Source organism: Serratia sp. TSA_105.2 (assembly GCF_052692115.1).
The window spans coordinates 375641-396591 of record NZ_JBQZFT010000001.1 but is presented as its reverse complement, the minus strand read 5'-3'; the positions used below and the strand labels follow the sequence as shown (position 1 = coordinate 396591).

At 60.9% G+C, this 20951-nt stretch carries 17 protein-coding genes; 10 read left to right on the top strand and 7 right to left on the bottom strand.

Going from position 1 to position 20951, the window contains the following annotated elements:
- Positions 1 to 3 precede the first annotated feature (3 nt).
- The gene (locus tag ACUTSC_RS01720) at positions 4 to 564 is read right to left on the bottom strand and encodes a carbonate dehydratase (RefSeq protein WP_049202409.1); all 561 of its coding nucleotides are present in this window, start codon (positions 562 to 564) and stop codon (positions 4 to 6) included.
- A complete protein-coding gene (gene folE2, locus ACUTSC_RS01715) occupies positions 554 to 1480 on the bottom strand; it encodes a GTP cyclohydrolase FolE2 (RefSeq protein WP_197767335.1) in 927 nt (308 codons plus the stop codon). Before folE2 ends, ACUTSC_RS01720 begins: the two co-directional genes overlap by 11 nt.
- 204 nt (positions 1481 to 1684) lie before the next feature.
- Between folE2 and sapA the strand changes: the two genes are divergently transcribed.
- From sapA to ACUTSC_RS01680, 7 genes are all read left to right on the top strand, one after another.
- The gene (gene sapA / locus ACUTSC_RS01710; RefSeq protein WP_197767336.1) at positions 1685 to 3334 is read left to right on the top strand and encodes an ABC transporter substrate-binding protein SapA; all 1650 of its coding nucleotides are present in this window, start codon (positions 1685 to 1687) and stop codon (positions 3332 to 3334) included.
- The gene (gene sapB, locus ACUTSC_RS01705) at positions 3331 to 4296 is read left to right on the top strand and encodes a putrescine export ABC transporter permease SapB (protein WP_004930575.1); all 966 of its coding nucleotides are present in this window, start codon (positions 3331 to 3333) and stop codon (positions 4294 to 4296) included. Before sapA ends, sapB begins: the two co-directional genes overlap by 4 nt.
- Positions 4283 to 5173, top strand: coding sequence for a putrescine export ABC transporter permease SapC (gene sapC, locus ACUTSC_RS01700; protein WP_004930580.1), 891 nt, complete (start codon positions 4283 to 4285; stop codon positions 5171 to 5173). The genes sapB and sapC overlap by 14 nt, the downstream gene beginning before the upstream one ends.
- Positions 5173 to 6165, top strand: coding sequence for a putrescine export ABC transporter ATP-binding protein SapD (gene sapD, locus ACUTSC_RS01695; RefSeq protein ID WP_019452674.1), 993 nt, complete (start codon positions 5173 to 5175; stop codon positions 6163 to 6165). The genes sapC and sapD overlap by 1 nt, the downstream gene beginning before the upstream one ends.
- A gap of 1 nt (position 6166) precedes the next feature.
- Positions 6167 to 6979 carry a putrescine export ABC transporter ATP-binding protein SapF gene (sapF, locus tag ACUTSC_RS01690; RefSeq protein WP_197767337.1) on the top strand — a complete coding sequence of 271 codons (813 nt, stop codon included), beginning with the start codon at positions 6167 to 6169 and terminating at the stop codon, positions 6977 to 6979.
- Between the two features lie 421 nt (positions 6980 to 7400).
- On the top strand, positions 7401 to 8585 hold the full coding sequence (locus tag ACUTSC_RS01685) for a carboxymuconolactone decarboxylase family protein (RefSeq protein ID WP_197767338.1): 1185 nt from the start codon (positions 7401 to 7403) through the stop codon (positions 8583 to 8585).
- Between the two features lie 454 nt (positions 8586 to 9039).
- Positions 9040 to 9588: an inclusion body family protein gene (locus tag ACUTSC_RS01680; RefSeq protein WP_033648460.1), complete on the top strand. Its 549-nt coding sequence runs from the start codon at positions 9040 to 9042 to the stop codon at positions 9586 to 9588.
- 88 nt (positions 9589 to 9676) lie between these two features.
- On the opposite strand, the gene ACUTSC_RS01675 is transcribed toward ACUTSC_RS01680, so the two are convergent.
- Together ACUTSC_RS01675 and dacD are read right to left on the bottom strand one after the other, a co-directional pair.
- Entirely contained in the window at positions 9677 to 10582 is a 906-nt protein-coding gene (locus ACUTSC_RS01675) for a LysR substrate-binding domain-containing protein (protein ID WP_197767339.1), read from the bottom strand.
- Positions 10583 to 10646: 64 nt separating this feature from the next.
- Positions 10647 to 11816 carry a serine-type D-Ala-D-Ala carboxypeptidase DacD gene (dacD, locus tag ACUTSC_RS01670; protein WP_197767340.1) on the bottom strand — a complete coding sequence of 390 codons (1170 nt, stop codon included), beginning with the start codon at positions 11814 to 11816 and terminating at the stop codon, positions 10647 to 10649.
- Positions 11817 to 12098: 282 nt separating this feature from the next.
- Between dacD and ACUTSC_RS01665 the strand changes: the two genes are divergently transcribed.
- Complete coding sequence (locus ACUTSC_RS01665) at positions 12099 to 14405, top strand: FdhF/YdeP family oxidoreductase (RefSeq protein WP_197767341.1); 2307 nt, start codon at positions 12099 to 12101, stop codon at positions 14403 to 14405.
- Positions 14406 to 14420: 15 nt separating this feature from the next.
- Here the strand turns inward: ACUTSC_RS01665 and ACUTSC_RS01660 are convergent, their stop codons facing one another.
- Entirely contained in the window at positions 14421 to 15275 is an 855-nt protein-coding gene (locus ACUTSC_RS01660; protein ID WP_197767342.1) for a LysR substrate-binding domain-containing protein, read from the bottom strand.
- A gap of 99 nt (positions 15276 to 15374) precedes the next feature.
- Between ACUTSC_RS01660 and gloA the strand changes: the two genes are divergently transcribed.
- Together gloA and ACUTSC_RS01650 are read left to right on the top strand one after the other, a co-directional pair.
- The gene (gene gloA, locus ACUTSC_RS01655; RefSeq protein WP_197767343.1) at positions 15375 to 15902 is read left to right on the top strand and encodes a lactoylglutathione lyase; all 528 of its coding nucleotides are present in this window, start codon (positions 15375 to 15377) and stop codon (positions 15900 to 15902) included.
- Positions 15903 to 16089: 187 nt separating this feature from the next.
- Positions 16090 to 18024 (top strand): exoribonuclease II, encoded by a 1935-nt coding sequence (locus ACUTSC_RS01650; protein WP_197767344.1) that lies wholly within the window; start codon positions 16090 to 16092, stop codon positions 18022 to 18024.
- A 64-nt stretch (positions 18025 to 18088) separates the two neighbouring features.
- Here ACUTSC_RS01650 and ACUTSC_RS01645 read toward each other — a convergent pair whose 3' ends face one another.
- Positions 18089 to 19399, bottom strand: coding sequence for an MFS transporter (locus ACUTSC_RS01645; protein WP_197767419.1), 1311 nt, complete (start codon positions 19397 to 19399; stop codon positions 18089 to 18091).
- Positions 19400 to 19428: 29 nt separating this feature from the next.
- The gene (locus tag ACUTSC_RS01640; RefSeq protein ID WP_197767345.1) at positions 19429 to 20592 is read right to left on the bottom strand and encodes an amidohydrolase; all 1164 of its coding nucleotides are present in this window, start codon (positions 20590 to 20592) and stop codon (positions 19429 to 19431) included.
- Positions 20593 to 20951: the final 359 nt, after the last annotated feature.

The following is a 20951-nucleotide window of genomic DNA, read 5'->3' as shown; positions in this document are numbered from 1 at the left end:
TCATTAAAATTCATTGCGTAATGCCTGGTAACCGCGCACCAGTTCGACGTTAGTGGCGGCCACTTCTTCCGAAAACTGCAGCGCGCCGCGATCGACCTGGGAATAGCGCGACAGGTCGCTGTCCGGCCCTACGCGCTCGGTCGAGGGGATATAGCGGTTTTCCGGCAGCGTCACGCCGTCCACCACCGCGTTGTAACGCACCACGCAGCCGGACTGGATGTGGCAGTTGAACAGCACGCTGTTGAAACCGATAAACACCCGATCGTCGATGCGACACGGGCCGTGGACGATGGCGCGGTGGGCGATCGAACTGTAACGGCCAATGGTGACCGCCGCCCCGCTCTTGGAGTGGATCACCACGCCGTCCTGAATATTGGAGTGCGAGCCGATGACGATCGGCTCCATGTCGCCGGCGGCGTTCAACTCGTCGGCGCGGATCACCGCATAAGGGCCGACGTAGACGAAATCTTCGACGATCACCCGGCCGCAAATAATGGCGGTGGGGTCGATGTAGGCCAGCGGCGAGACCTGCGGCAGATGGCCGCTGGGATTTTTACGCAGCATGGTTTTCTCCCCGCCAGCTCAGCTCCGCCACCGCATTGTGGGCATGCAGGCTCTCCTGATGCTCGACACGCAGTGAGAAGGCGCGATAATCGCACTGGCTGCGCAGCATGCGATACAGACGGCGCGCCGCGTCTTCGCAAAACATCAGGTTCTGACCGTTGGCCAGCGCGAAGGCCTGCTCATCGCGGCGTTTCACCAGCGTTTGCACCGGCGTGCCCAGCGCGTGTTCGATGCGGTCGATCAATTTCACCGGTTCGAACGCCCGTTCATTCTCGGGCGTTACGGTGACCCTGGCCCAGCTGCGCTGGCTGTGAGGGGTGGCCGGCATTCCCTGCTCCAACAGCCACTCGCTCACCTGACGTTGGCTGACCCGCTCCGCCGCCTGTTCGAAATCAAACTGAAACTGTTGCTGCGCCAACTGACGGCTGAGCGCCGCCGAACTCGGACAGGTAGAGGAGTAAGGTACACCGACGGTCAGCGCCAGCGTCAACGTATCCGTCAGGGTCGCCTCGATGCGCAGCGGGTAAGCCTTCCAGCCGCGCTGCGGCGACAGCAACGCCGGGCGCGACAGCAGCAGCTCGCCGCTGATCGCCAGGCTGGCACGATCGCTGTGTTCCGGCTGCGAATCCAAAAAGGCCTGCAGCGTTCGGCCGATGCGCTGCGGCGTCAGCTCGCCCTGCGTCAATTCGTCCAGCGCCAGATACAGCCGCGACATGTGAATGCCGCGTTCGCCCGCCGCTTCGGCGCGCAGGTTGATGCCGGCGTCGACTTTGGCCATCAGTGGCTTGCCGGCCAGCTCCAGCGGCAGCGCGATCCCTTGCATCCCGACCCAATCGAGCCCGACATCACTCATTTCGCCGCGCCATGCCTGAGCGTCCGGCAGCGAACGGCGTGGTGGAAGTGCAACTTCGTTCATACATCCCCTTGCGTTATTGTGACTTTGCCGAGGAACGGTAACATGATTTTGTTATGTTATAACATATCAAATAAATTTTTTTTCACGCCGTCGGGCGACCTGATTAATCAAGTCACAGAAAACTCAGCGATTTTGTTCAATGGATTGGGCTGCCGGTCAGAGTGCGATACACTAACGCTATTGCTGATTAACCCATGAGCCTCTATGCGTGGTTTACCCCTTTGGATAGTGTCGTTGTGCTTTACCGGTTCCGCCCTGGCCGCAACCACACCGCCCGCGCCCGCCGCGGCGCCGCTGCCGGACATTCGCCAGAGCGGCTTTGTCTATTGCGTCAGCGGCATACTGAATACCTTTAACCCGCAAATGGCCAGCAGCGGCCTGACAGTGGATACCCTGGCCGCCCAGCTGTACGATCGCCTGCTGGACGTCGATCCCTACACCTACCGGCTGATCCCCGAGCTGGCGCAAAGTTGGGAAGTGTTGGACAACGGCGCCACCTACCGCTTCCATCTGCGCAAGGACGTGCCGTTCCAGACCACCGCCTGGTTCACACCCACCCGCAAGATGAACGCCGACGACGTGGTGTTCAGCTTCGCGCGCGTATTTGACCAAAAACACCCATATCACGACGTCAACGGCGGCGAATACCCCTATTTCGACAGCCTGCAGTTTGGCGATTCGGTGCAGAGCGTGAGAAAGCTCGACGACTATACGGTGGAGATCCGCCTGCAGTCGCCGGACGCCTCGTTCCTGTGGCACCTGGCGACCCACTACGCGCCGGTGCTGTCCGCCGAATACGCCGACACGCTGACGCGCGAAGGCCACCAGGAGCTGATCGACCGCGAGCCGGTCGGCAGCGGCCCGTTCCTGCTCAATGAATACCGCTCGGGGCAATATATTCGCCTGGCGCGCAACGCCGCCTACTGGAAAGGCCTGCCGCGCATGCCGCAGGTGGTGATCGATCTGGGCGCCGGCGGCACCGGCCGTCTCTCCAAGCTGCTGACCGGCGAATGCGACGTGCTGGCCTATCCGGCGGCCAGCCAGCTGTCTATCCTGCGCGACGATCCGCGCCTGCGCCTGACGCTGCGCCCGGGGATGAACATCGCCTATCTGGCGTTCAACACCCGCAAACCGCCGCTCGACAACCTCAACGTGCGCCAGGCGATCTCGCTGGCGATCAACAACCAGCGGTTGATGCAGTCGATCTATTACGGCACGGCGGAAACCGCCGCCTCGATCCTGCCGCGCGCCTCCTGGGCCTATGACAACGACGCGCACGTCACCGAGTACGATCCGGCCAAATCGCGCGAGATGCTCCGGCAGGCCGGCGTCGGCCAGCTGAACCTGAAGCTGTGGGTGCCGACCGCCTCGCAGTCTTACAACCCGAGCCCGCTGAAAACCGCCGAGCTGATCCAGGCCGATCTCGGCCAGGTGGGCATCAACGTCACCATCGTGCCGGTAGAGGGCCGCTTCCAGGAGGCGCGCCTGATGGAGATGAACCACGATCTGACCCTGACCGGCTGGGCCACCGACAGCAACGACCCGGACAGCTTCTTCCGGCCGCTGCTGAGCTGCGCGGCAATCCGTTCGCAAACCAACTATGCTCACTGGTGTGACCCGGGCTTCGACGAGGTGCTGCAGAATGCGCTGCTGTCGCAGCAGCTGTCTCAACGCATCGACAGCTACCGCAAGGCGCAGAAGATCCTCGAGCAGCAATTGCCGGTGCTGCCGCTGGCCTCTTCCCTGCGGCTGCAGGCCTACCGCTACGACATCAAGGGATTGGTGCTGAGCCCGTTCGGCAACGCCTCGTTCGCCGGGGTGTACCGTGAATCCGCGCCGGAGGTGAAAAAGTGATTATCTTTACCCTGCGCCGCATTCTGCTGCTGCTGATCACGCTGTTCTTCCTGACGCTGGTCAGCTTCAGCCTGAGCTATTTCACGCCGCGCGCGCCGCTGAACGGCGCCGCCCTGCTGGACGCCTATCAGTTCTACTTCGTCAGCCTGCTGCACTGGGACTTCGGCGTCTCCAGCATCAACGGCCAGGCGATCAGCGAACAGCTGCGCGAAGTGTTCCCGGCCACCATGGAACTGTGCCTGCTGGCCTTCGCCCTGGCGCTGTTTATCGGCATTCCGCTGGGTATCATCGCCGGCGTGCTGCGCGGCAAATGGCAGGACACCGCCATCAGCACCTTCGCGCTGCTGGGCTTTTCGATGCCGGTGTTCTGGCTGGCGCTGCTGCTGATGCTGTTCTTCTCGCTGCACCTGGGCTGGCTGCCGGTTTCCGGCCGTTTCGACCTGCTGTATCAGGTGAAGCCGATCACCGGTTTCGCGCTGATCGATGCCTGGCTGTCGGACTCGCCGTACCGCGCCGAGATGATCGGCAGCGCCCTGCGCCACATGATCCTGCCGATCGCCGCGCTGGCGGTGGCGCCCACCACCGAAGTGGTGCGCCTGATGCGCATCAGCACCGACGACGTGCTGAGCCAAAACTACATCAAGGCCGCCGCCACCCGCGGCCTGTCGCGCTTCACCATCATTCGCCGCCACGTGTTGCACAATGCGCTGCCGCCGATCGTGCCCAAACTGGGGCTGCAGTTCTCCACCATGCTCACGCTGGCGATGATCACCGAAGTGGTGTTCAGCTGGCCGGGCCTCGGCCGGTGGCTGATCAACGCCATTCGCCAGCAGGACTATGCGGCGATCTCCGCCGGCGTCATGGTGGTCGGCACACTGGTGATCACCATTAACGTCCTGGCCGACATTCTGGGTGCGGCAACCAACCCGCTGAAACATAAGGAATGGTATGCCCTTCGATAACGTATACCGCGAGAAAAAGATGCCGAGCCCGCTGCGCTACACCTGGCGGATTTTCTACGGCGACGCGCTGGCGATGATCGGTTTTTACGGCGTGATCGCCCTGCTGCTGCTGTCGCTGTTCGGCAGCCTGCTGGCGCCCTACGCCCTGGATCAGCAGTTCCTCGGTTATCAGCTGCTGCCGCCTTCCTGGTCGCGCTACGGCAACGTGTCGTTCTTTCTCGGCACTGACGATCTCGGGCGCGACATCCTCAGCCGCCTATTGACCGGCACTGCCGCCACCTTCGGATCGGCGCTGGCGGTGACGCTGGCCGCAGCGTTCTGCGGGGTGATCCTCGGCGTGTTCGCCGGCGTCACCCACGGGCTGCGTTCGGCGGTGCTCAACCACATCCTCGATACCCTGCTGTCCATTCCCTCGCTGCTGCTGGCGATCGTGGTGGTGGCGTTTATCGGCCCCAAACTTGAACACGCCATGCTGGCGGTGTGGCTCGCCTTGCTGCCGCGCATGGTCCGCACCATCTACAGCGCGGTACACGACGAGCTTGAGAAAGAGTACGTGGTGGCGGCGCGGCTCGATGGCGCTTCCACGCTGCAGATCCTGTGGTACGCCGTCATGCCGAATATCGCCGCAGTGCTGGTGACCGAGTTCACCCGCGCGCTGTCGATGGCCATTTTGGACATCGCCGCGCTCGGCTTCCTCGATCTCGGCGCGCAGCTGCCTTCGCCGGAATGGGGAGCGATGCTCGGCGATTCGCTCGAGCTGGTGTACGTCGCACCCTGGACGGTGATGCTGCCCGGCGCGGCCATCCTCGTCAGCGTGCTGCTGGTTAACCTGTTAGGCGACGGTATGCGCCGCGCAATCAATGCCGGGGTGGAATAATGCCGTTACTCGATATCCGCAATCTGACGATTGAATTTATGACCGCCGAAGGGCCGGTCAAAGCGGTCGATCGCGTCAGCATGACGCTGACCGAGGGCGAGGTGCGCGGCCTGGTGGGCGAATCGGGCTCCGGCAAGAGTCTGATCGCCAAAGCCATCTGCGGCGTAACCAAAGACAACTGGCGCGTCACCGCCGACCGTTTCCGCTTCGACGACATCGATCTGCTGCAGCTGAGCCCGCGCGAGCGGCGCAGGCTGGTGGGCCACAACGTTTCGATGATTTTCCAGGAGCCGCAGTCCTGTCTGGATCCTTCCGAGAGCATCGGTCGCCAGCTGGCGCAGGCCATTCCGGGCTGGACCTACAAGGGCCGCTGGTGGCAGCGCTTCAACTGGCGCAAACGCCGCGCCATCGAACTGCTGCACCGCGTCGGCATCAAGGATCACGACGACATCATGGGCAGCTTCCCGTACGAGCTGACCGAAGGCGAGTGCCAGAAAGTGATGATCGCCATCGCGCTGGCCAACCAGCCGCGCCTGCTGATCGCCGATGAGCCGACCAACGCCATGGAGCCGACCACCCAGGCGCAGATTTTCCGCCTGTTGGCGCGCCTCAACCAGAACAACAACACCACCATCCTGCTGATCAGCCACGATTTGCAGATGATGAGCAAGTGGGCCGACCGGGTGAACGTGCTGTACTGCGGGCAAACGGTGGAAAGCGCCCAGTGCGAAGAGCTGCTGGCAGCGCCGCACCACCCTTACACCCAGGCGCTGATCCGCGCCATGCCGGACTTCGGCCGCTCGCTGCCGCACAAGAGTCGGTTGAACACGCTGCCGGGCGCCATTCCTTCGCTGGAACACCTGCCGATCGGCTGCCGCTTGGGGCCGCGCTGCCCTTACGCACAGAAGAAGTGCATCGAAACGCCGCGCCTGCGCCCGGTCAAAAACCACTTCTTTGCCTGCCACTTCCCGCTGAACATGGAGGAGCAATAACATGGAAACGCTGTTGGAAGTGCGCAACTTGAGCAAAACCTACCGCTACCGCACCGGGCTGTTCCGCCGCCAGCACGTCGAGGCGGTGAAATCGGTCAGCTTTACCCTGCGCGAAGGCCAGACGTTGGCGGTGATCGGCGAGAACGGCTCCGGCAAATCCACGCTGGCGAAGATGCTCTCCGGCATGGTGGAACCGACCGCTGGCGAACTGCTGATCGACGATCATCCGCTGGAATTCGGCGATTATCGCTATCGCAGCCAGCGCATTCGCATGATTTTTCAGGATCCGAGCACCTCGCTCAACCCACGCCAGCGCATCGGCCAACTGCTGGACGCGCCGCTGCGGCTGAACACCAGTCTGGAGCCCGCCGAGCGCGAGCAGCGCATCAACCAGACGCTGCGTCAGGTCGGCATGCTGCCGGATCACGCCTACTACTATCCGCATATGCTGGCTTCCGGGCAAAAACAGCGCGTCGCGCTGGCGCGTGCGCTGATCTTGCAGCCGAGGGTGATCGTCGCCGATGAAGCTCTGGCCTCGCTGGACATGTCGATGCGCTCGCAAATCATCAATTTGATGCTGGAGCTGCAGGAAAAACACGGTATTGCCTATATCTACGTCACTCAGCACCTCGGCATGATGAAACATATCAGCGACCAGGTGCTGGTGATGCACGAAGGGGAAATCGTCGAACGCGGCAGCACCGCCGAGGTATTGGCGGCGCCGCTGCACGAATTGACCAAGCGCCTTATCGCCAGCCACTTCGGCGAGGCGCTGACCGCCGACGCCTGGCGACGCGACGGCGGCCGTTTCTGAGCCACGGCTGTACATGCAAACCCGCTGCGGCGGGTTTTTTATTGCCGCGCGTGCCTGCCGCTTAGCGAGAAAGCGCACATACAAATTACATTCTTGTTATATATCCTTATATTTTATTCCTTTCAGTTATTGATTAGTCCGTAACATTATTTTATCTCGCCAGGGCGATCGGTGAGGATATCCCCTACGTTGAGCCTCTCATACGACAGGATATCGCACTGATGAACAGCCTTCGCCATCGCCGCCTCACGCAGTTTCTGCTCACGCTGGCCGCCGGTTTCTCTGTTTACGGCCACGCGCTGTGCTGCGATGAGCTGCGCTAAATCTGCCTTTCGCCCCGCATGCGGGCATGTTGACTCTTTGTCCAGCCGCCGCTGCCGCACGCACCGGTGGCTGTTGCTCATGATTAAGGATTGACCCTATGGAACGACTCCGTCGACAACATAATGCCCAGTGGTATCACGAAACCCAAAGCAGCGTGCGTGGCGATGCCCCGCTGGAGCCGCAGGCGGCTACCCTGCGCGATCGTTTTCTGCTGGGGCTGGGCGCCTTCGCCGATGAAGCGTTAAACAGCGCGCTCGGCGCCCGCGCCGGGGTATTCAACGCCTCGCTGGCCGGTTACCACGCCCTGTTTCCCGACCAGGTATCGCTATCACGATACGTGACATTGTCACCCTACGATCGCCTCAGCACCGCGCTGACCGTCGCTCAGGTGACCGGCGTGCAGTCCCTCTGTAGCCACTACGCCGCCCGCCTCGCCCCGCTGCACAGCCCGGATGCCTCCCGGGAAAGCAATATCCGTCTCGCCCAGATCACCCAATATGCCCGCCAGCTTGCCAGCCAACCCACGCTGATTTGCCGCAGAGCGCTGCAGCAGCTTGGCGACGTCGGGCTGAGCCCGGCGGATATCGTCACCTTTTCGCAGGTCATCGGTTTTGTCAGCTACCAAGCGCGCGTGGTGGCGGGCATCGCGGCGTTGGCCGGCCGACCGGCGGTGGTAGTGCCCGGTTTCCCGAACGTCGAAGACGCCGAGGGCGTAACCTTCAGCACCGAAGAGTTAAGCTGGACTGCGCGCCTGCCGCCAATCGACACGGAAGCCGCCGCCGCCGAACAGCTTGACGTGCTGGATCAGAGCCACCCGCAGGCGCGCGCCGAATCTTATTACCTGCTGCTGGCGCACGATGCCGCCGCACTGCGTGAGCGCAACGGCGTGTTTAACGGCATCAATGCCGAAGGATATGGGTTGTCGAGCCGATTGAAAGCGCTGGCGACGCTAGCGGTCTCGCGCATCAACGGCAGCCGCTACTGCGCGGCTACGGTGGCGCATGAATTGCAGGATGACGGATTGGTACAGGCGCTGTTCGCCGGGCTGCCTCAGGGATTGGCATCTACCGAGGACACGGTCAAACGTGCGGTGATCCACACCGCCACCGAGCTGACGCGCGCACCGGAGAAATTTACCCCGCAGAGCGTGCAGCCGTTGTTCAACAGCGGCCTGAATCAGGCGCAGGCGCTGGAAGTGATCCTCACCGCCGCACTCTACGCCTGGGAAAATCGCCTGCGCCAAACGTTGGGCGATGCGGAACCGACTCTGCCGGCGCTGTAACCTCTCACTGAGTTAACGGTTAACTTCGCCGTTAACTCACCCTCTTCTATTTTGGCTAAAAACTTCACAAAAAGATGAACCCATAAACTAAAAATCCGAAAAATCAAAATTTATTAGAATTATGATTCATTTTGTTCTGCCGCCTGCGAAAATAACGGATCGTCAAAATTATGTCTGCAAACAAAGCAATAGGCAGATTGCGCCATCGCTCAATTATGTAACCATTCTCATCGCAGAAGCAGTAAAACAAGGTTTTAACCCTGCTAATTAATAGGAAAACACATTAACACCTCTAACTTTTCAACAGTGGTCGCCTTGCTATTTAGTTTCTATGATTAAGCCGATAGCGACGTTGTCATTGCCCATTTAGAATATTCACAAAAAATAAGCGTTCGCCGTCAACCCCATTATTTTTTATTTTCCATCACAGCAAAAAATATTGTGAGGTAAACGTATGTCTGAGCAAGAACTTAAATCCAGCAACAGTATCGTTAACGTGATTGTCGTCATCGATACCGATGCCCTGATAGAAGCATTCGAGAATAACAACCCCAGTCAGGACTCCGGCAACCCAACAGGTATTGGCCATCAATACGCCTATATGGTCGTCACCTCCGATCAGGTGATCGGCGGCTCCGGCACGGCAGACCTGAACTTTAAAGCCAATGTCGGCGACGTCATTCGCTGGACTGGCACCTCAGAATCCGCCAATTTCGACGCCAGCGTGCTGATCTACGGGCTGCCGCAGTTCGGCAGCGGTACCCAGGTCTTTTCCAACCCGACCTTCAAAATGTACACCCGCAGTTCGATGATGCCGGCGCAAAATACCGTGTTCCCCGTCACCTTTACCAACCAAACCTATTGGTTCATACAGGCGGATATCAGCAATACCGGCACGGAAAATTATTGCATCCAATTTGGCCTTTATTATCGGCCAAACGGCGGCGATCAGAAATTACTGGGTTATTTCTATTGGGATCCGACTATTACCATCAGCAATTAACCTTATTCCGTCGACCGTTAGACAACAAATGATTATGGCCCCGCGGGGCCATAATCATTGCGGAAACATCGGGTAAACTTAAACGTCGCTATTCATTTCGCCGACGCAGCCACTCGCTGGCGGCGTCAAAGAATTTTTGCGCCAACGGCGTGGCGCGCTCCGCCATATCGACCACTACCGCTGCATGCCGCGGCATGGCGCCGATAGCTACCGGACGGCGTTGCAACTCCGGCATCAGCGGGGATTGCAGCTGGCCGCGCGGGAACAGCCCACAGCCCAGGCCGACGAAAATCCCCTCCAGCAGTTGGAAGATCGAGGCCGTCTCCAGCCGTGTGTGCAGCGTCAACCCGGCGTCGCGGAAGTGTTGATCGAGATAGCGGCGAAAATAACGCGTCGGCTCGGCGAGGCACAGCGGCAAAGCGGCCACCGCTTCCAGCGGCATTGGCGTATCGCCCACCAGCTTCGGGAAGTGTTGCGGATGAAATACCAGCTCGACGCCGGTTTCCACCAGCGGTTGCGATTGGAAATGCAGCTCCTTTAAGGTCGACAGCTCGAAAAAGCCGATGCCGATGTCGACGGTATGCGCCGTCAGCGCCTCCAGCAGCTGATCGGCGCTCAGCACCGCCAGCCGGTAATCGAGATGCGGGTAGCGCTCGCTGACCGCCTTGAGCATTTCCGATACCGAAATACTGCACTGCGGCACCACGCCAAGGCGCAGCGTGCCGTGCAAGCCGTGCTTGAGCGACTCCACCTCGAGCTTCAGCCCCTGGTAAACCGAGACGATCTCACGCGCCCACGCCAACACCCGCTCGCCTTCGGCGGTAAAACCGCCGAAATGGTTGCCACGGTTAATCAGCGATACGCCCAGCTCTTTTTCCAGATTTTTCAAGCGCATGGACAGGGTCGGCTGGCTGACGAAACTGGCCTCCGCCGCCCGGCCGAAGTGACGTTCTCGTTCTAAATTACACAAATAAATCAGTTGTTTAATATCCATAGCGCGGCTCAATGATCGGCATTCGCACCAGTATATCACCGGGCGCTGTCGCCCGCCCGGCGAGTCAGAGTTTCAGCTTCACGTAATCCACCAGGCGCGAGAACACGCCGCCCTGCGGCACCGCCTGCAGCGCCACCAGCGGCAGGGTTTTCACCACCTGGCCATTGTCGCTGATGCGGATCTCGCCAACGGTCTGCCCTTTGCCAATCGGCGCTTCCAGCCGTGCGGTATTGATTATGTACTGCGCCTTCAGCTTGTCCGCCTCGCTTTTCGGCAGGCTGAGCGACTCCTCTTGCGCGCTACCGACCGGTAACCGGTGATCCTCGCCGTACCAGACCGGCTCCTCCCCCAGACTCTGGCCGGCGCTGAACAGGTGTACGGTGGCAAAGTCGCGCAGCCCCCAAGTCAACAGCTTACGCGCCTGCTCCTCGCGCCCTTTAGAGCTTTTGCCGCCCATCACCACGGCAATCAAGCGGCGATCCCCTTCGGTGGCGGAGGCGATGATGTTGAAGCCGGCCGAGGCGGTGTGCCCGGTTTTCAGCCCATCGACGTGCAGCGTCTTATCCCACAGCAGGCCATTGCGGTTCTGCTGCGTGATACCATTCCAGGTCAGCGACTTCTCGCTGTACATATGGTATTCCGCCGGTTCACTCATGATGATGGCGCGTGCAATCACCCCCAGATCGCCGGCGGTGGTGAACTGCCCCGGCGCATCCAGCCCGTGTACCGTTTCGAAATGGGTGTTCTGCAGGCCCAGCTGCGCGCTCTTCTCGTTCATCAGCTTGACGAAGTTGGCCTGGCTGCCCGCCACATAGTCCGCCATCGCCACGCAGGCGTCGTTGCCGGAATCGATGATGATACCGCGGCTGAGATCGCGAACCGTGACCCTGTCACCTGGCTTCAGGAACATCAACGAAGATCCTTTGAACACCGGGTTGCCCTGCGCCCAGGCGTCTTTCCCCACGGTGACGACATCGTCAAGGCCAATCTTGCGCTGGTCGAGCGCGTGGTCGATCACCAACCCGGTCATGAGTTTGGTCAGGCTGGCCGGATTGCGCCGTTCGTCGGCATTGCCGGCGGCTAACACCTGGCCGGTAGTGTAATCCATCAAAACGTAAGAGGCGGCATCTATCGCCGGCGGGGTCACGGTAGGAAAATTGGGCGTCGTTTCCGCCGCCTGCGCCGCTAAAGGCAGCAATATGCCGCCGATTACCACTGATACTGAACGCTTCACGCTGTGTTCCTCAGGCCCGCAGGCTGAATAAAATGCCAATATAATCCGCGAGATAGACTGCATGAATTCACTTTCAGACGAAACCATTACTCTTTTGCAGCGGGTGTCTTTATGCAACCATTTGTTTACGGCACCGCCCGCCGGCGATAGATGCGCTCTATGCCGCCATTGCCCCATTCGATTAGACGCCACCCCGCGGCTCCCCTAAACTTGTGACATAAATACCCAAGACGCATAAAAAAGCGTTTACTTTTTAGCTACAACCACCTGCGAAGTGTCACCATGAAATTCAAACCGTCAATCAAGCCTTATACCGGCCCGGCGGGCGGCTGGGGTTCGCTTGAAGCCACCACCCGCTTTGTCCTCGACAGTAAACAAACGCTAAAAAACATGCGCAACCTGATGCGCGTCAACAAGGCTCGCGGCTTCGACTGCCCCGGTTGCGCCTGGGGCGACGACAACCACAGCACCTTCAGCTTCTGCGAAAACGGCGCCAAAGCGGTCAGTTGGGAAGCGACGCGCAGCGCCGTGGAGCCTGAGTTCTTCGCTGCCCACAGCGTCAGCACGCTGCAGCAGCAGAGCGACTATTTCCTCGAGTATCAGGGTCGCCTCACCCACCCGATGCGCTACAACGCCGAAACCGACCACTATGAACCTATCCATTGGCCGGACGCACTGGCGCTGATCGCCAAACACATCAACGGCATGGACAACCCGAACCAGATCGAGCTGTATACCTCGGGCCGCGCCAGCAACGAAGCGTCGTACCTTTATCAGCTTTTCGGCCGCATGCTCGGCACCAGCAACTTCCCCGACTGTTCCAATATGTGCCACGAGGCGAGCGGCGTTGGGCTGAAACAGAGCATCGGCGTCGGCAAAGGCACCATCCGCATCGATGACTTCGAAAAGGCCGATGCCATCTTCGTGTTCGGTCAAAACCCCGGCACTAACCACCCGCGCATGCTGCACAGCCTGAAAAACGCCGCCCGACGCGGCGCGCGCATCGTCAGCTTCAACACCCTGCGCGAGCGCGGGCTGGAAAGGTTCGCCGATCCGCAGGATCCGGTGCAGATGCTGACGCCAAAATCCTCGCCGATCAGCTCTTCCTATTACCAACCGAATCTGGGCGGCGATATGGCGGCGGTGCGCGGCATGGTGAAAGCCCTGCTGGAAACCCATCGTCAGCGTTTAGCCGCCGGCGAGCCCGCCCTGTTCGACCTGGCGTTTATCGAACGGCACAGCGTCGGCGTAGAGGCTTACCTGGCGCAGGTAGACGCCACCGAGTGGCAGACCATTACCGCGCAGTCGGGCCTGAGCGAGGCGCAGCTGCGCCAGGCGGCGGCCACCTATCAGGGCGCCGAACGGGTGATCTGCACCTGGGCGATGGGCGTGACGCAGCATAAACACTCTATTGCGACGGTGCGTGAAATTACCAACCTGCAGCTGTTGTTCGGGCAGTTGGGCAAACCGGGCGCCGGTTTGTGCCCGGTACGCGGCCACAGCAACGTCCAGGGTAACCGCACCATGGGGATCGACGAGAAGTCGCCGAAGGCGCTGCTCGACAGCCTGGAACGCCACTTTAACTTCACCGCCAACCGCGCGCTGGGCCACAACACGGTGGAAGCGATCGAAGCGATGCTGCGCGGTGAAATCAAAGTGCTGATCGCGCTGGGCGGCAACCTGGCCGCCGCGGCGCCGGACACCGAGCGCACCGCCCGCGCCCTGCGCAACTGCGATTTGACGGTGCATATCAGCACCAAGCTTAACCGCAGCCACCTGGTGACCGGCAAAGACGCGCTGATCCTGCCGACGCTCGGCCGCACCGAACTGGATATGCAGGCCAGCGGCTCGCAGTACATTACGGTCGAGGATTCGTTCAGCATGGTCCACGCCTCGGAAGGCATCGGCAAGCCGCTGGCGGAGACCCAACGTTCGGAGACGGCGATCGTCTGCGGCATCGCCGACGCGGTGCTGGGCACCCAGCAGCTGGACTGGCTGGAACTGGCCGACGACTATTCGCTGATCCGCGATCACATCGCCGCCACCATTCCCGGCTTCGAAGATTTCAACCGGCGCTGCGACCAGCCCGGCGGTTTCTACCTCGGCAATGCCGCCGCCGAACTGCGCTTCGCCACGCCGAGCGGCAAGGCAGAGTTCAGCGCCGCCGCGCTGCCGACCACCCTGTTCCCGCAACTGGGCAGCGAACAAGCGCCGTTCACCCTGCAAACGCTGCGCTCGCACGATCAGTACAACACCACCATCTATGGTCTGGATGACCGCTACCGCGGCGTTTACGGCCAACGTGAAGTGTTGTTCATCCATCCGGAGGATCTGGCGGCGCTGGGCCTGCAGGATGGCGAACGGGTAGAAATAGAAACCCTGTGGAACGACGGCGTGGTGCGTAAAGTGGATGGGTTCAAGCTGGTGAGTTACGACATTCCGCGTGGCAACCTGGCGGCCTACTACCCGGAAACCAACCCGCTGGTGCCGCTGGCCAGCTTCGGCGACGGTACCGGCACCCCGACCTCGAAGTCGATCCCGGTAGTGATTCGCCGCAGCGAACAGCAACCTTCACTGCGCATCGCCTGAAAACGCGCGCCCGGTTCACGCCGGGCGCGCCAATATCGCCAGAATGGTCTGCAGCTCGTCCGACAGCTGATGCCGTCGCCAGACGAAATACAGGTCGCTCCCCCCCTCCTCGCCCATTTCCACCACCTTCAGCCCCGGTGCCGGCAAGATCAGCGGCAGCAACGAACCGGGGACGCAGGCGACGCCACAACCGGCCTGCACGCAGGCCGCCATCGCGGCATAAGACTCCATTTCCAGCGTCATGCGCGGTTTCAGCCCGCGCGAGGCCAGCCAGTGATCCACCTTCAGGCGAAACGAACATTCGCGGCTGAAGGTGTAAAACTCCAGCGGTGCCAGCGTCGCGGCGTCGGGCTCCCCGGCATCGGCCGGCATCAGCAATACCAGCCGTTCATCGAATGCCTTTTGGCTGGCCAGCAGCGGATGTACAATCGGACCGTCGGTGATCGCCAGGTCAAGATCGCTGTCGATCAGCATGCGTTCCAGCACCAGCGAGTCGCGGCTCAGCACGTTGATGTGCAGATGAGGCTGTAAACGGCGCAGCCGGGCAATGCGCGCCGGCAAATGGCTGACCAGCGAGAAATCCAGCGCCCCGAGGTTCAGCAGCCCATGCTGATGCTCGCCGGCAAACAGCTGCTTGCTGCGCTCCGCCTGCGCCACGATGTCGCGCGCCTGCTGATAGAACAGCCGCCCTTTGGGATTGACGTACAGCCGGTTCTTGTCGCGGAAAAACAGCTCGCCGCCCAGCGACTCCTCCAGTTCGCGCAGCCGCAGCGTGACGTTGGAAGGCACGCAGTGCAGCTCGCGCGCGGCCGCGGCGATGGTTTTGTGCTCCACCACGGTGCAGAAAAACTTCAGCTGGCTCAGCTTCATCTATCATTCACTTTTAGTTAGTGTTTTAGTTAAAAACAATCACTTTAGATTAGCATCGATTTCACCTACAGTCTGCTGACACCCTGAGGAGGATCTCTGATGCCAATGAATGATCTACTGACGCTGCCCGGCGTGGCGGCCCAACCGGACGCGGTAACCGACGGTTACGTGTTCAACCACACCATGATCCGCGTGAAGGATCTGACCAAAGCGCTGGATTTCTACACCCGCGTGCTGGGCTTTACCCCGGTCTATCTGGAAACGTTCGAAGAAGCCGCGTTTACCATCTGCTACCTGACGCGCAGCCCGCGTGAACAGATCCCGCAGGACGACGATGAGCGCAAACGCTGGGCGCTGAGCCAGCCGGGCATTCTCGAGCTGACCCATAACCACGGCACCGAAAATCAGGCCGATTTCCACTACCACAACGGCAACGGTGAGCCGCGCGGCTTTGGCCACCTGTGCGTCACGGTGCCGGACGTGCGCGCCGCCTGCGAGCGGTTTGAGCGCCTCGGCGTCACCTTCCAAAAGCGCCTGCATGAAGGCCGTATGAACTACGTGGCGTTCATTCGCGATCCGGACGATTACTGGATTGAAATCCTGCAGCCGACGCCGCTGCGGAACTGATCGCCACCCGCCCTTCACCCCGGCCTTCGCGCCGGGGTTTTCCATCGATAGCACTCCGATTGACCATTCTTGCGCAAAATCGCGTGGCAACGCGGGGTTCCGTGACGTTAGGCTTGCTCGCAGCGGGTGATTCGCGTAAAACTGTCAGCCGCAAATCTTGCCACTCACAACCCATTCACTGGACGATATGTTTCAAGATAACCCGCTGCTGGCGCAGCTTAAACAGCAACTTCACTCTCAGACCCCGCGCGTTGAAGGCGTCGTGAAAGGGACTGAGAAAGGCTTTGGCTTTCTTGAAGTAGACGGTCAAAAGAGTTACTTCATTCCGCCGCCGTACATGAAGAAAGTCATGCACGGGGATCGCATTATCGCCACCCTGCACACCGAGAAAGAGCGCGAAATCGCCGAGCCGGAAACCCTGGTCGAGCCGTTCCTGTCGCGCTTTGTCGGCCGCGTGCAAAAGCGCGACGACCGTCTGTCCATCGTGCCCGATCATCCGTTGCTGAAAGATGCGATTCCGTGCCGCCCGGTGCGTGAATTGACCCACAACTTCCAGGCCGGCGACTGGGCGGTGGCGGAAATGCGCCGTCACCCGCTGAAAGGCGATCGCAGCTTCAACGCCGATCTGACCCACTTTATCACCGAAGGTGAAGACCATTTCGCCCCGTGGTGGGTGACGCTGGCGCGTCACAACCTGGAGAAAGAGGCACCGGAGATGCAGGCCCTCAGCGAGCCGGCCGCTGCGCTGGCGCGTGAAGACCTAACCGCGCTCGAATTCGTCACCATCGACAGCGCCAGCACCGAAGACATGGACGATGCGCTGTATGTGACCGACAACGGCGACGGTTCGCTGCAGTTGACCATCGCCATCGCCGATCCGACCGCCTACGTCGAACAAGGCAGCAAGCTGGACGATATCGCCCGCGTGCGCGCCTTCACCAACTACCTGCCGGGCTTCAACATCCCGATGCTGCCGCGCGATCTGTCGGACAACCTGTGCTCGCTGCGCCCTAACGAGCGCCGCCAGGTGCTGGCTTGCCGCGTAACCATCGCCGCCGACGGCGCGCTGGGCGATGATATTCAGTTCTTCGCCGCCGAGATCGAATCCAAAGCCAAGTTGGTATACGACGAAGTCTCCGACTGGCTGGAAGGCATTGCCGGCTGGCAGCCGCCGAGCGACGCCATCGCGCAACAAATCACCCTGCTGAAGCGCGTTTGCGACGCGCGCAACGCCTGGCGCCACCAGCATGCGCTGGTGTTTAAAGATCGCCCGGACTACCGCTTCGTGCTGGGTGAAAAAGGCGACGTGTTGGAGATCGTTACCGAGCAGCGCCGCAGCGCCAACCGCATCGTTGAAGAGTGCATGATCGCCGCCAACGTCTGCGCCGCCGTCGTGCTGCGCGATCGCCTGGGCTTCGGCGTGTATAACGTGCACACCGGTTTCGATCCTGCGCTGGTCGAGCAAGCGGTCACCGTATTGCAGGCCAACGGCGTGGAAGCCGAAGCCGACAAGCTGCTGACCCTCGACGGTTTCTGCGAACTGCGCCGCCACCTGGACGCGCAGCCGACCCAGTTCCTCGACAGCCGCATCCGCCGCTTCCAGACCTTCGCGGAGATCAGCACTACGCCGGGGCCACACTTCGGTCTGGGTCTGGAGGCTTACGCCACCTGGACATCGCCGATCCGTAAATACGGCGACATGGTCAACCATCGTCTGCTGAAGTCGATCATCAACCAGCAGCCGGCAGAAAAACCGCAGGATGACGTCACGGTGCAACTGGCGGAACGCCGCCGCCTGAACCGCATGGCGGAACGCGACGTCGGCGACTGGCTGTATGCTCGCTTCCTGCAGGACAAGGCCGGTACCGATACCCGCTTCAACGCCGAGATCATCGACGTGACCCGCGGCGGTCTGCGTGTGCGCCTGCTGGACAACGGTGCGGTTGCCTTCATCCCGGCACCGTTTATTCACGCGGTGCGCGACGAGATGCAGTGCAGCCAGGAAACCGGCACCGTGCAGATCAAGGGTGAAGTGGTTTACCGCCAGAGCGACACCTTGCAGGTCACCATCGCCGAAGTGCGCATGGAAACCCGCAGCGTGATCGCCCGTCCGGCGGCCTGAACGCCCGTCTGAAACGGCAGCTACGCAAAACGCCGACGGTGAAAACCGCCGGCGTTTTTTTCGGCTAGCGCAGCGGCTCGCCGCCGGTTTCTCGCAGCAAGGGCAGCACCGCCAGCGAAGCCAGCGTCGCCAGCATCAGATAGACGGCAGGCGCCAGCAGCGAACCGCTCAGCGCGATCGACTGGGAGGCGATGTACTGGGCGAAGCCGCCGAAGATCGCCACCCCGAGGCTGTAGACCAAGGCAAACCCCAGCGCGCGAATGCGCTGCGGGAACAGCTCCGAAATCATCAGCATGGTCGGCACCGACCCGAGCGTGGTCAACCCGACCAGTACCGCGACAATCAGCAGCAGCACCGCCGGGTGCGGCATCGCGCTCAGCCACCAAAAGGCCGGCAGGGCCATAATCAGAATCGCAATCCGCGACCCGCGGATCAGCGGCAAACGGCCGTAACGATCGCACCAGTGCCCGACCAGCAGACTGCCGCCGAAGGTGACGAGCCCCGCCAGCAGCATCGCGGCATAGCCGTAGGCCTGCGCCATCCCCAAGTATTTCACCGCGTAGGTGCCGAGATAATACATCGAGATGTAAGTGGCGACGGTGGCGCCGATGGTCAACATCACGCCGAGCACCACCGCCCGCGAGTGCTTACGCAACTGCACAGGCGGCTCGTGAGCCCGCGACACCGATGGCCGATCGCTTTCCAACCCGAGGCGCAGCCAGCAACCGAGCGGCGCCAGCGCCACGCCGATAAAGAAAGGAATGCGCCATCCCCACTCGGCCATGGCGTTCGGCTCGCCGGAAAGCGCCGGCAAGGCCGCACTGAGCGCCAGCGCGGTCACGCCGCCAACCACTGTGGCGATGCCCTGCGTCGCCAGCGACCAGCTGGAATAGAAGCCGCGCCGGTTGGGCGGCGCCGACTCCACCAGCAACGACATCGATGCCCCCACCTCGCCGCCCGCCGCCACGCCCTGGATCAGGCGCGCCGCCACCAGCGTGACGGTTCCCCAATAGCCGGCGCTGGCGTAGGTCGGCGCAAAGCCGATCATCGCCGTGCCCAGGCTCATCAAGGAAATCGTCAGGATCATCGCCGGCTTGCGGCCATGGCGATCGGCATAGGCGCCGATCAGAATGCCGCCCAGCGGCCGCATGAAGAAGCTGACGCCGAACGTGGCAAACGCCAACAGCAACGCCAGATGCGGATCGCTGGACGGCGGAAAGAACAATACGCTGATGTAAATAACGAAGAAGTTATAAATACCGAAATCGAAAAACTCCAGCGCATTGCCGAAGGAGGCGGCGAATATAACCTTTTTGCCACCGGCTCTCGGGGCCGATATTATTTCCGCCTGAGTTTCAGCCGTATTTTCACTCATCATTACCTTCCCTGTTATTATTTTCGAGTTTATTTTAAATACGCTTCCGCCAACGCTCCCCAATACTGGCTGCCGGCCGCCAGGCAGCCGTCGTTAAAGTCATATCCCGGGTTATGCACCATGCAGCTGCCTTCGCCATCGCCGTTGCCGATGATCAGGTAGCCGCCCTGCGGATGCGCATCGAGCATGAAGGCGAAATCTTCACTGCCCATCAGCGGCCGGGCGCCGTAGTGTGCGCGGTCATCACCGAACTGCTGCTGCGCCACGCGGTGGGCGAAACGGGTCATCGCTTCGTCGTTGACCAGCACCGGCGTGCCGTTAACGTGTTCCACCACCGCGTACGCACCGAAGCTTGCCGCCTGTGCCTCGATCAGCGCCGGAATGCGCGCCAGCAAAGTGGCGCGCGCCTGGCGATCCAGCGAGCGCACGCTGAGCTTGATCTCCGCGCTGTCCGGGATCACGTTGGCCGCCTCACCGGCCTTGATGCTGCCGACGGTGATCACCGCCGCCTCCAGCGGATCGATATTGCGCGAAACGATGCTCTGCAGCGCGACGGTGATATGCGAAGCCACCAGCACCGGATCGACCGTCAGCTGCGGGATGGCGCCGTGGCCGCCGCGCCCCTGCACCCGGACGTTGAACTGATCCATTGAGGCCATAAACGGGCCGTGCTGGAAGAAGAACTCGCCGAGCGGCATCCCCGGCATGTTGTGCATGGCGAAGATGGCGTCGCAGGGGAAGCGCTCGAACAACCCCTGTTCCACCATGCGCGCGCCGCCGTTCAGCATCTCTTCCGCCGGTTGGAAAATCAGATGCAGCGTGCCGTTGAAGTTGCGCGTTTGCGCCAGGTAACGAGCAGCACCGAGCAGCATGGTGGTGTGGCCGTCATGGCCGCAGGCGTGCATGCGGTTGGCCACGCTGCTGCTCCAGGGCTTGCCGTTATTCTCCTCGATCGGCAAGGCGTCCATATCGGCGCGCAGCCCGAGGCGTTTAACGCCGTCGCCCACCCGCAACGTGCCCACCACGCCGGTGCCCGCCAATCCGCGGTGCACCTCATAGCCCCACGAATTCAGATAATCCGCCACCAGATCGCTGGTGCGAAACTCCTCGAAACCCAATTCAGGGTGTTGATGAATATCGTGCCGAATGGCCGTGAGCTGCGGTAAATACCCTTCGATGATTTTATTTATCATAATTAAATTCCTTTCGTAGATTTATTATTTATTTTATGAATGATTTAACCTGCGGGTGAAAATAAAGGTATAACACGGCATGGATGATTTTATTTCGGCACGCCTCGACAGATAAAATAATAATCCGCCAGACGCCGTACCCGGATAAAAAACGACGATGATTCGCTGTACGCGCCGTGAAAATGCAGAATGAATAACTGCCCGGGGTTCTGTGGGCGGTAGCCTGCGCCAACGCGGTTTCATCACGTTGTTTTTACACTAAAACCCCACCTGCTTCACATTTCTCATCCGACCTGCCGCGGTTCGGCGGCAAAACTTCTACTGTTAAAACGTCATTCCTAATAACAACGTCGATTTTT

What these genes read in the sequence shown, in the direction of transcription:
- ACUTSC_RS01720 (WP_049202409.1), bottom strand. Translation starts at nt 564, where the DNA reads ATGCTGCGTAAAAATCCCAGCGGCCATCTGCCGCAGGTCTCGCCGCTG.
- folE2 (WP_197767335.1), bottom strand. Translation starts at nt 1,480, where the DNA reads ATGAACGAAGTTGCACTTCCACCACGCCGTTCGCTGCCGGACGCTCAG.
- sapA (WP_197767336.1), top strand. Translation starts at nt 1,685, where the DNA reads ATGCGTGGTTTACCCCTTTGGATAGTGTCGTTGTGCTTTACCGGTTCC.
- sapC (WP_004930580.1), top strand. Translation starts at nt 4,283, where the DNA reads ATGCCCTTCGATAACGTATACCGCGAGAAAAAGATGCCGAGCCCGCTG.
- sapD (WP_019452674.1), top strand. Translation starts at nt 5,173, where the DNA reads ATGCCGTTACTCGATATCCGCAATCTGACGATTGAATTTATGACCGCC.
- sapF (WP_197767337.1), top strand. Translation starts at nt 6,167, where the DNA reads ATGGAAACGCTGTTGGAAGTGCGCAACTTGAGCAAAACCTACCGCTAC.
- ACUTSC_RS01685 (WP_197767338.1), top strand. Translation starts at nt 7,401, where the DNA reads ATGGAACGACTCCGTCGACAACATAATGCCCAGTGGTATCACGAAACC.
- ACUTSC_RS01680 (WP_033648460.1), top strand. Translation starts at nt 9,040, where the DNA reads ATGTCTGAGCAAGAACTTAAATCCAGCAACAGTATCGTTAACGTGATT.
- ACUTSC_RS01675 (WP_197767339.1), bottom strand. Translation starts at nt 10,582, where the DNA reads ATGGATATTAAACAACTGATTTATTTGTGTAATTTAGAACGAGAACGT.
- ACUTSC_RS01665 (WP_197767341.1), top strand. Translation starts at nt 12,099, where the DNA reads ATGAAATTCAAACCGTCAATCAAGCCTTATACCGGCCCGGCGGGCGGC.
- ACUTSC_RS01660 (WP_197767342.1), bottom strand. Translation starts at nt 15,275, where the DNA reads ATGAAGCTGAGCCAGCTGAAGTTTTTCTGCACCGTGGTGGAGCACAAA.
- gloA (WP_197767343.1), top strand. Translation starts at nt 15,375, where the DNA reads ATGCCAATGAATGATCTACTGACGCTGCCCGGCGTGGCGGCCCAACCG.
- ACUTSC_RS01650 (WP_197767344.1), top strand. Translation starts at nt 16,090, where the DNA reads ATGTTTCAAGATAACCCGCTGCTGGCGCAGCTTAAACAGCAACTTCAC.
- ACUTSC_RS01645 (WP_197767419.1), bottom strand. Translation starts at nt 19,399, where the DNA reads ATGAGTGAAAATACGGCTGAAACTCAGGCGGAAATAATATCGGCCCCG.
- ACUTSC_RS01640 (WP_197767345.1), bottom strand. Translation starts at nt 20,592, where the DNA reads ATGATAAATAAAATCATCGAAGGGTATTTACCGCAGCTCACGGCCATT.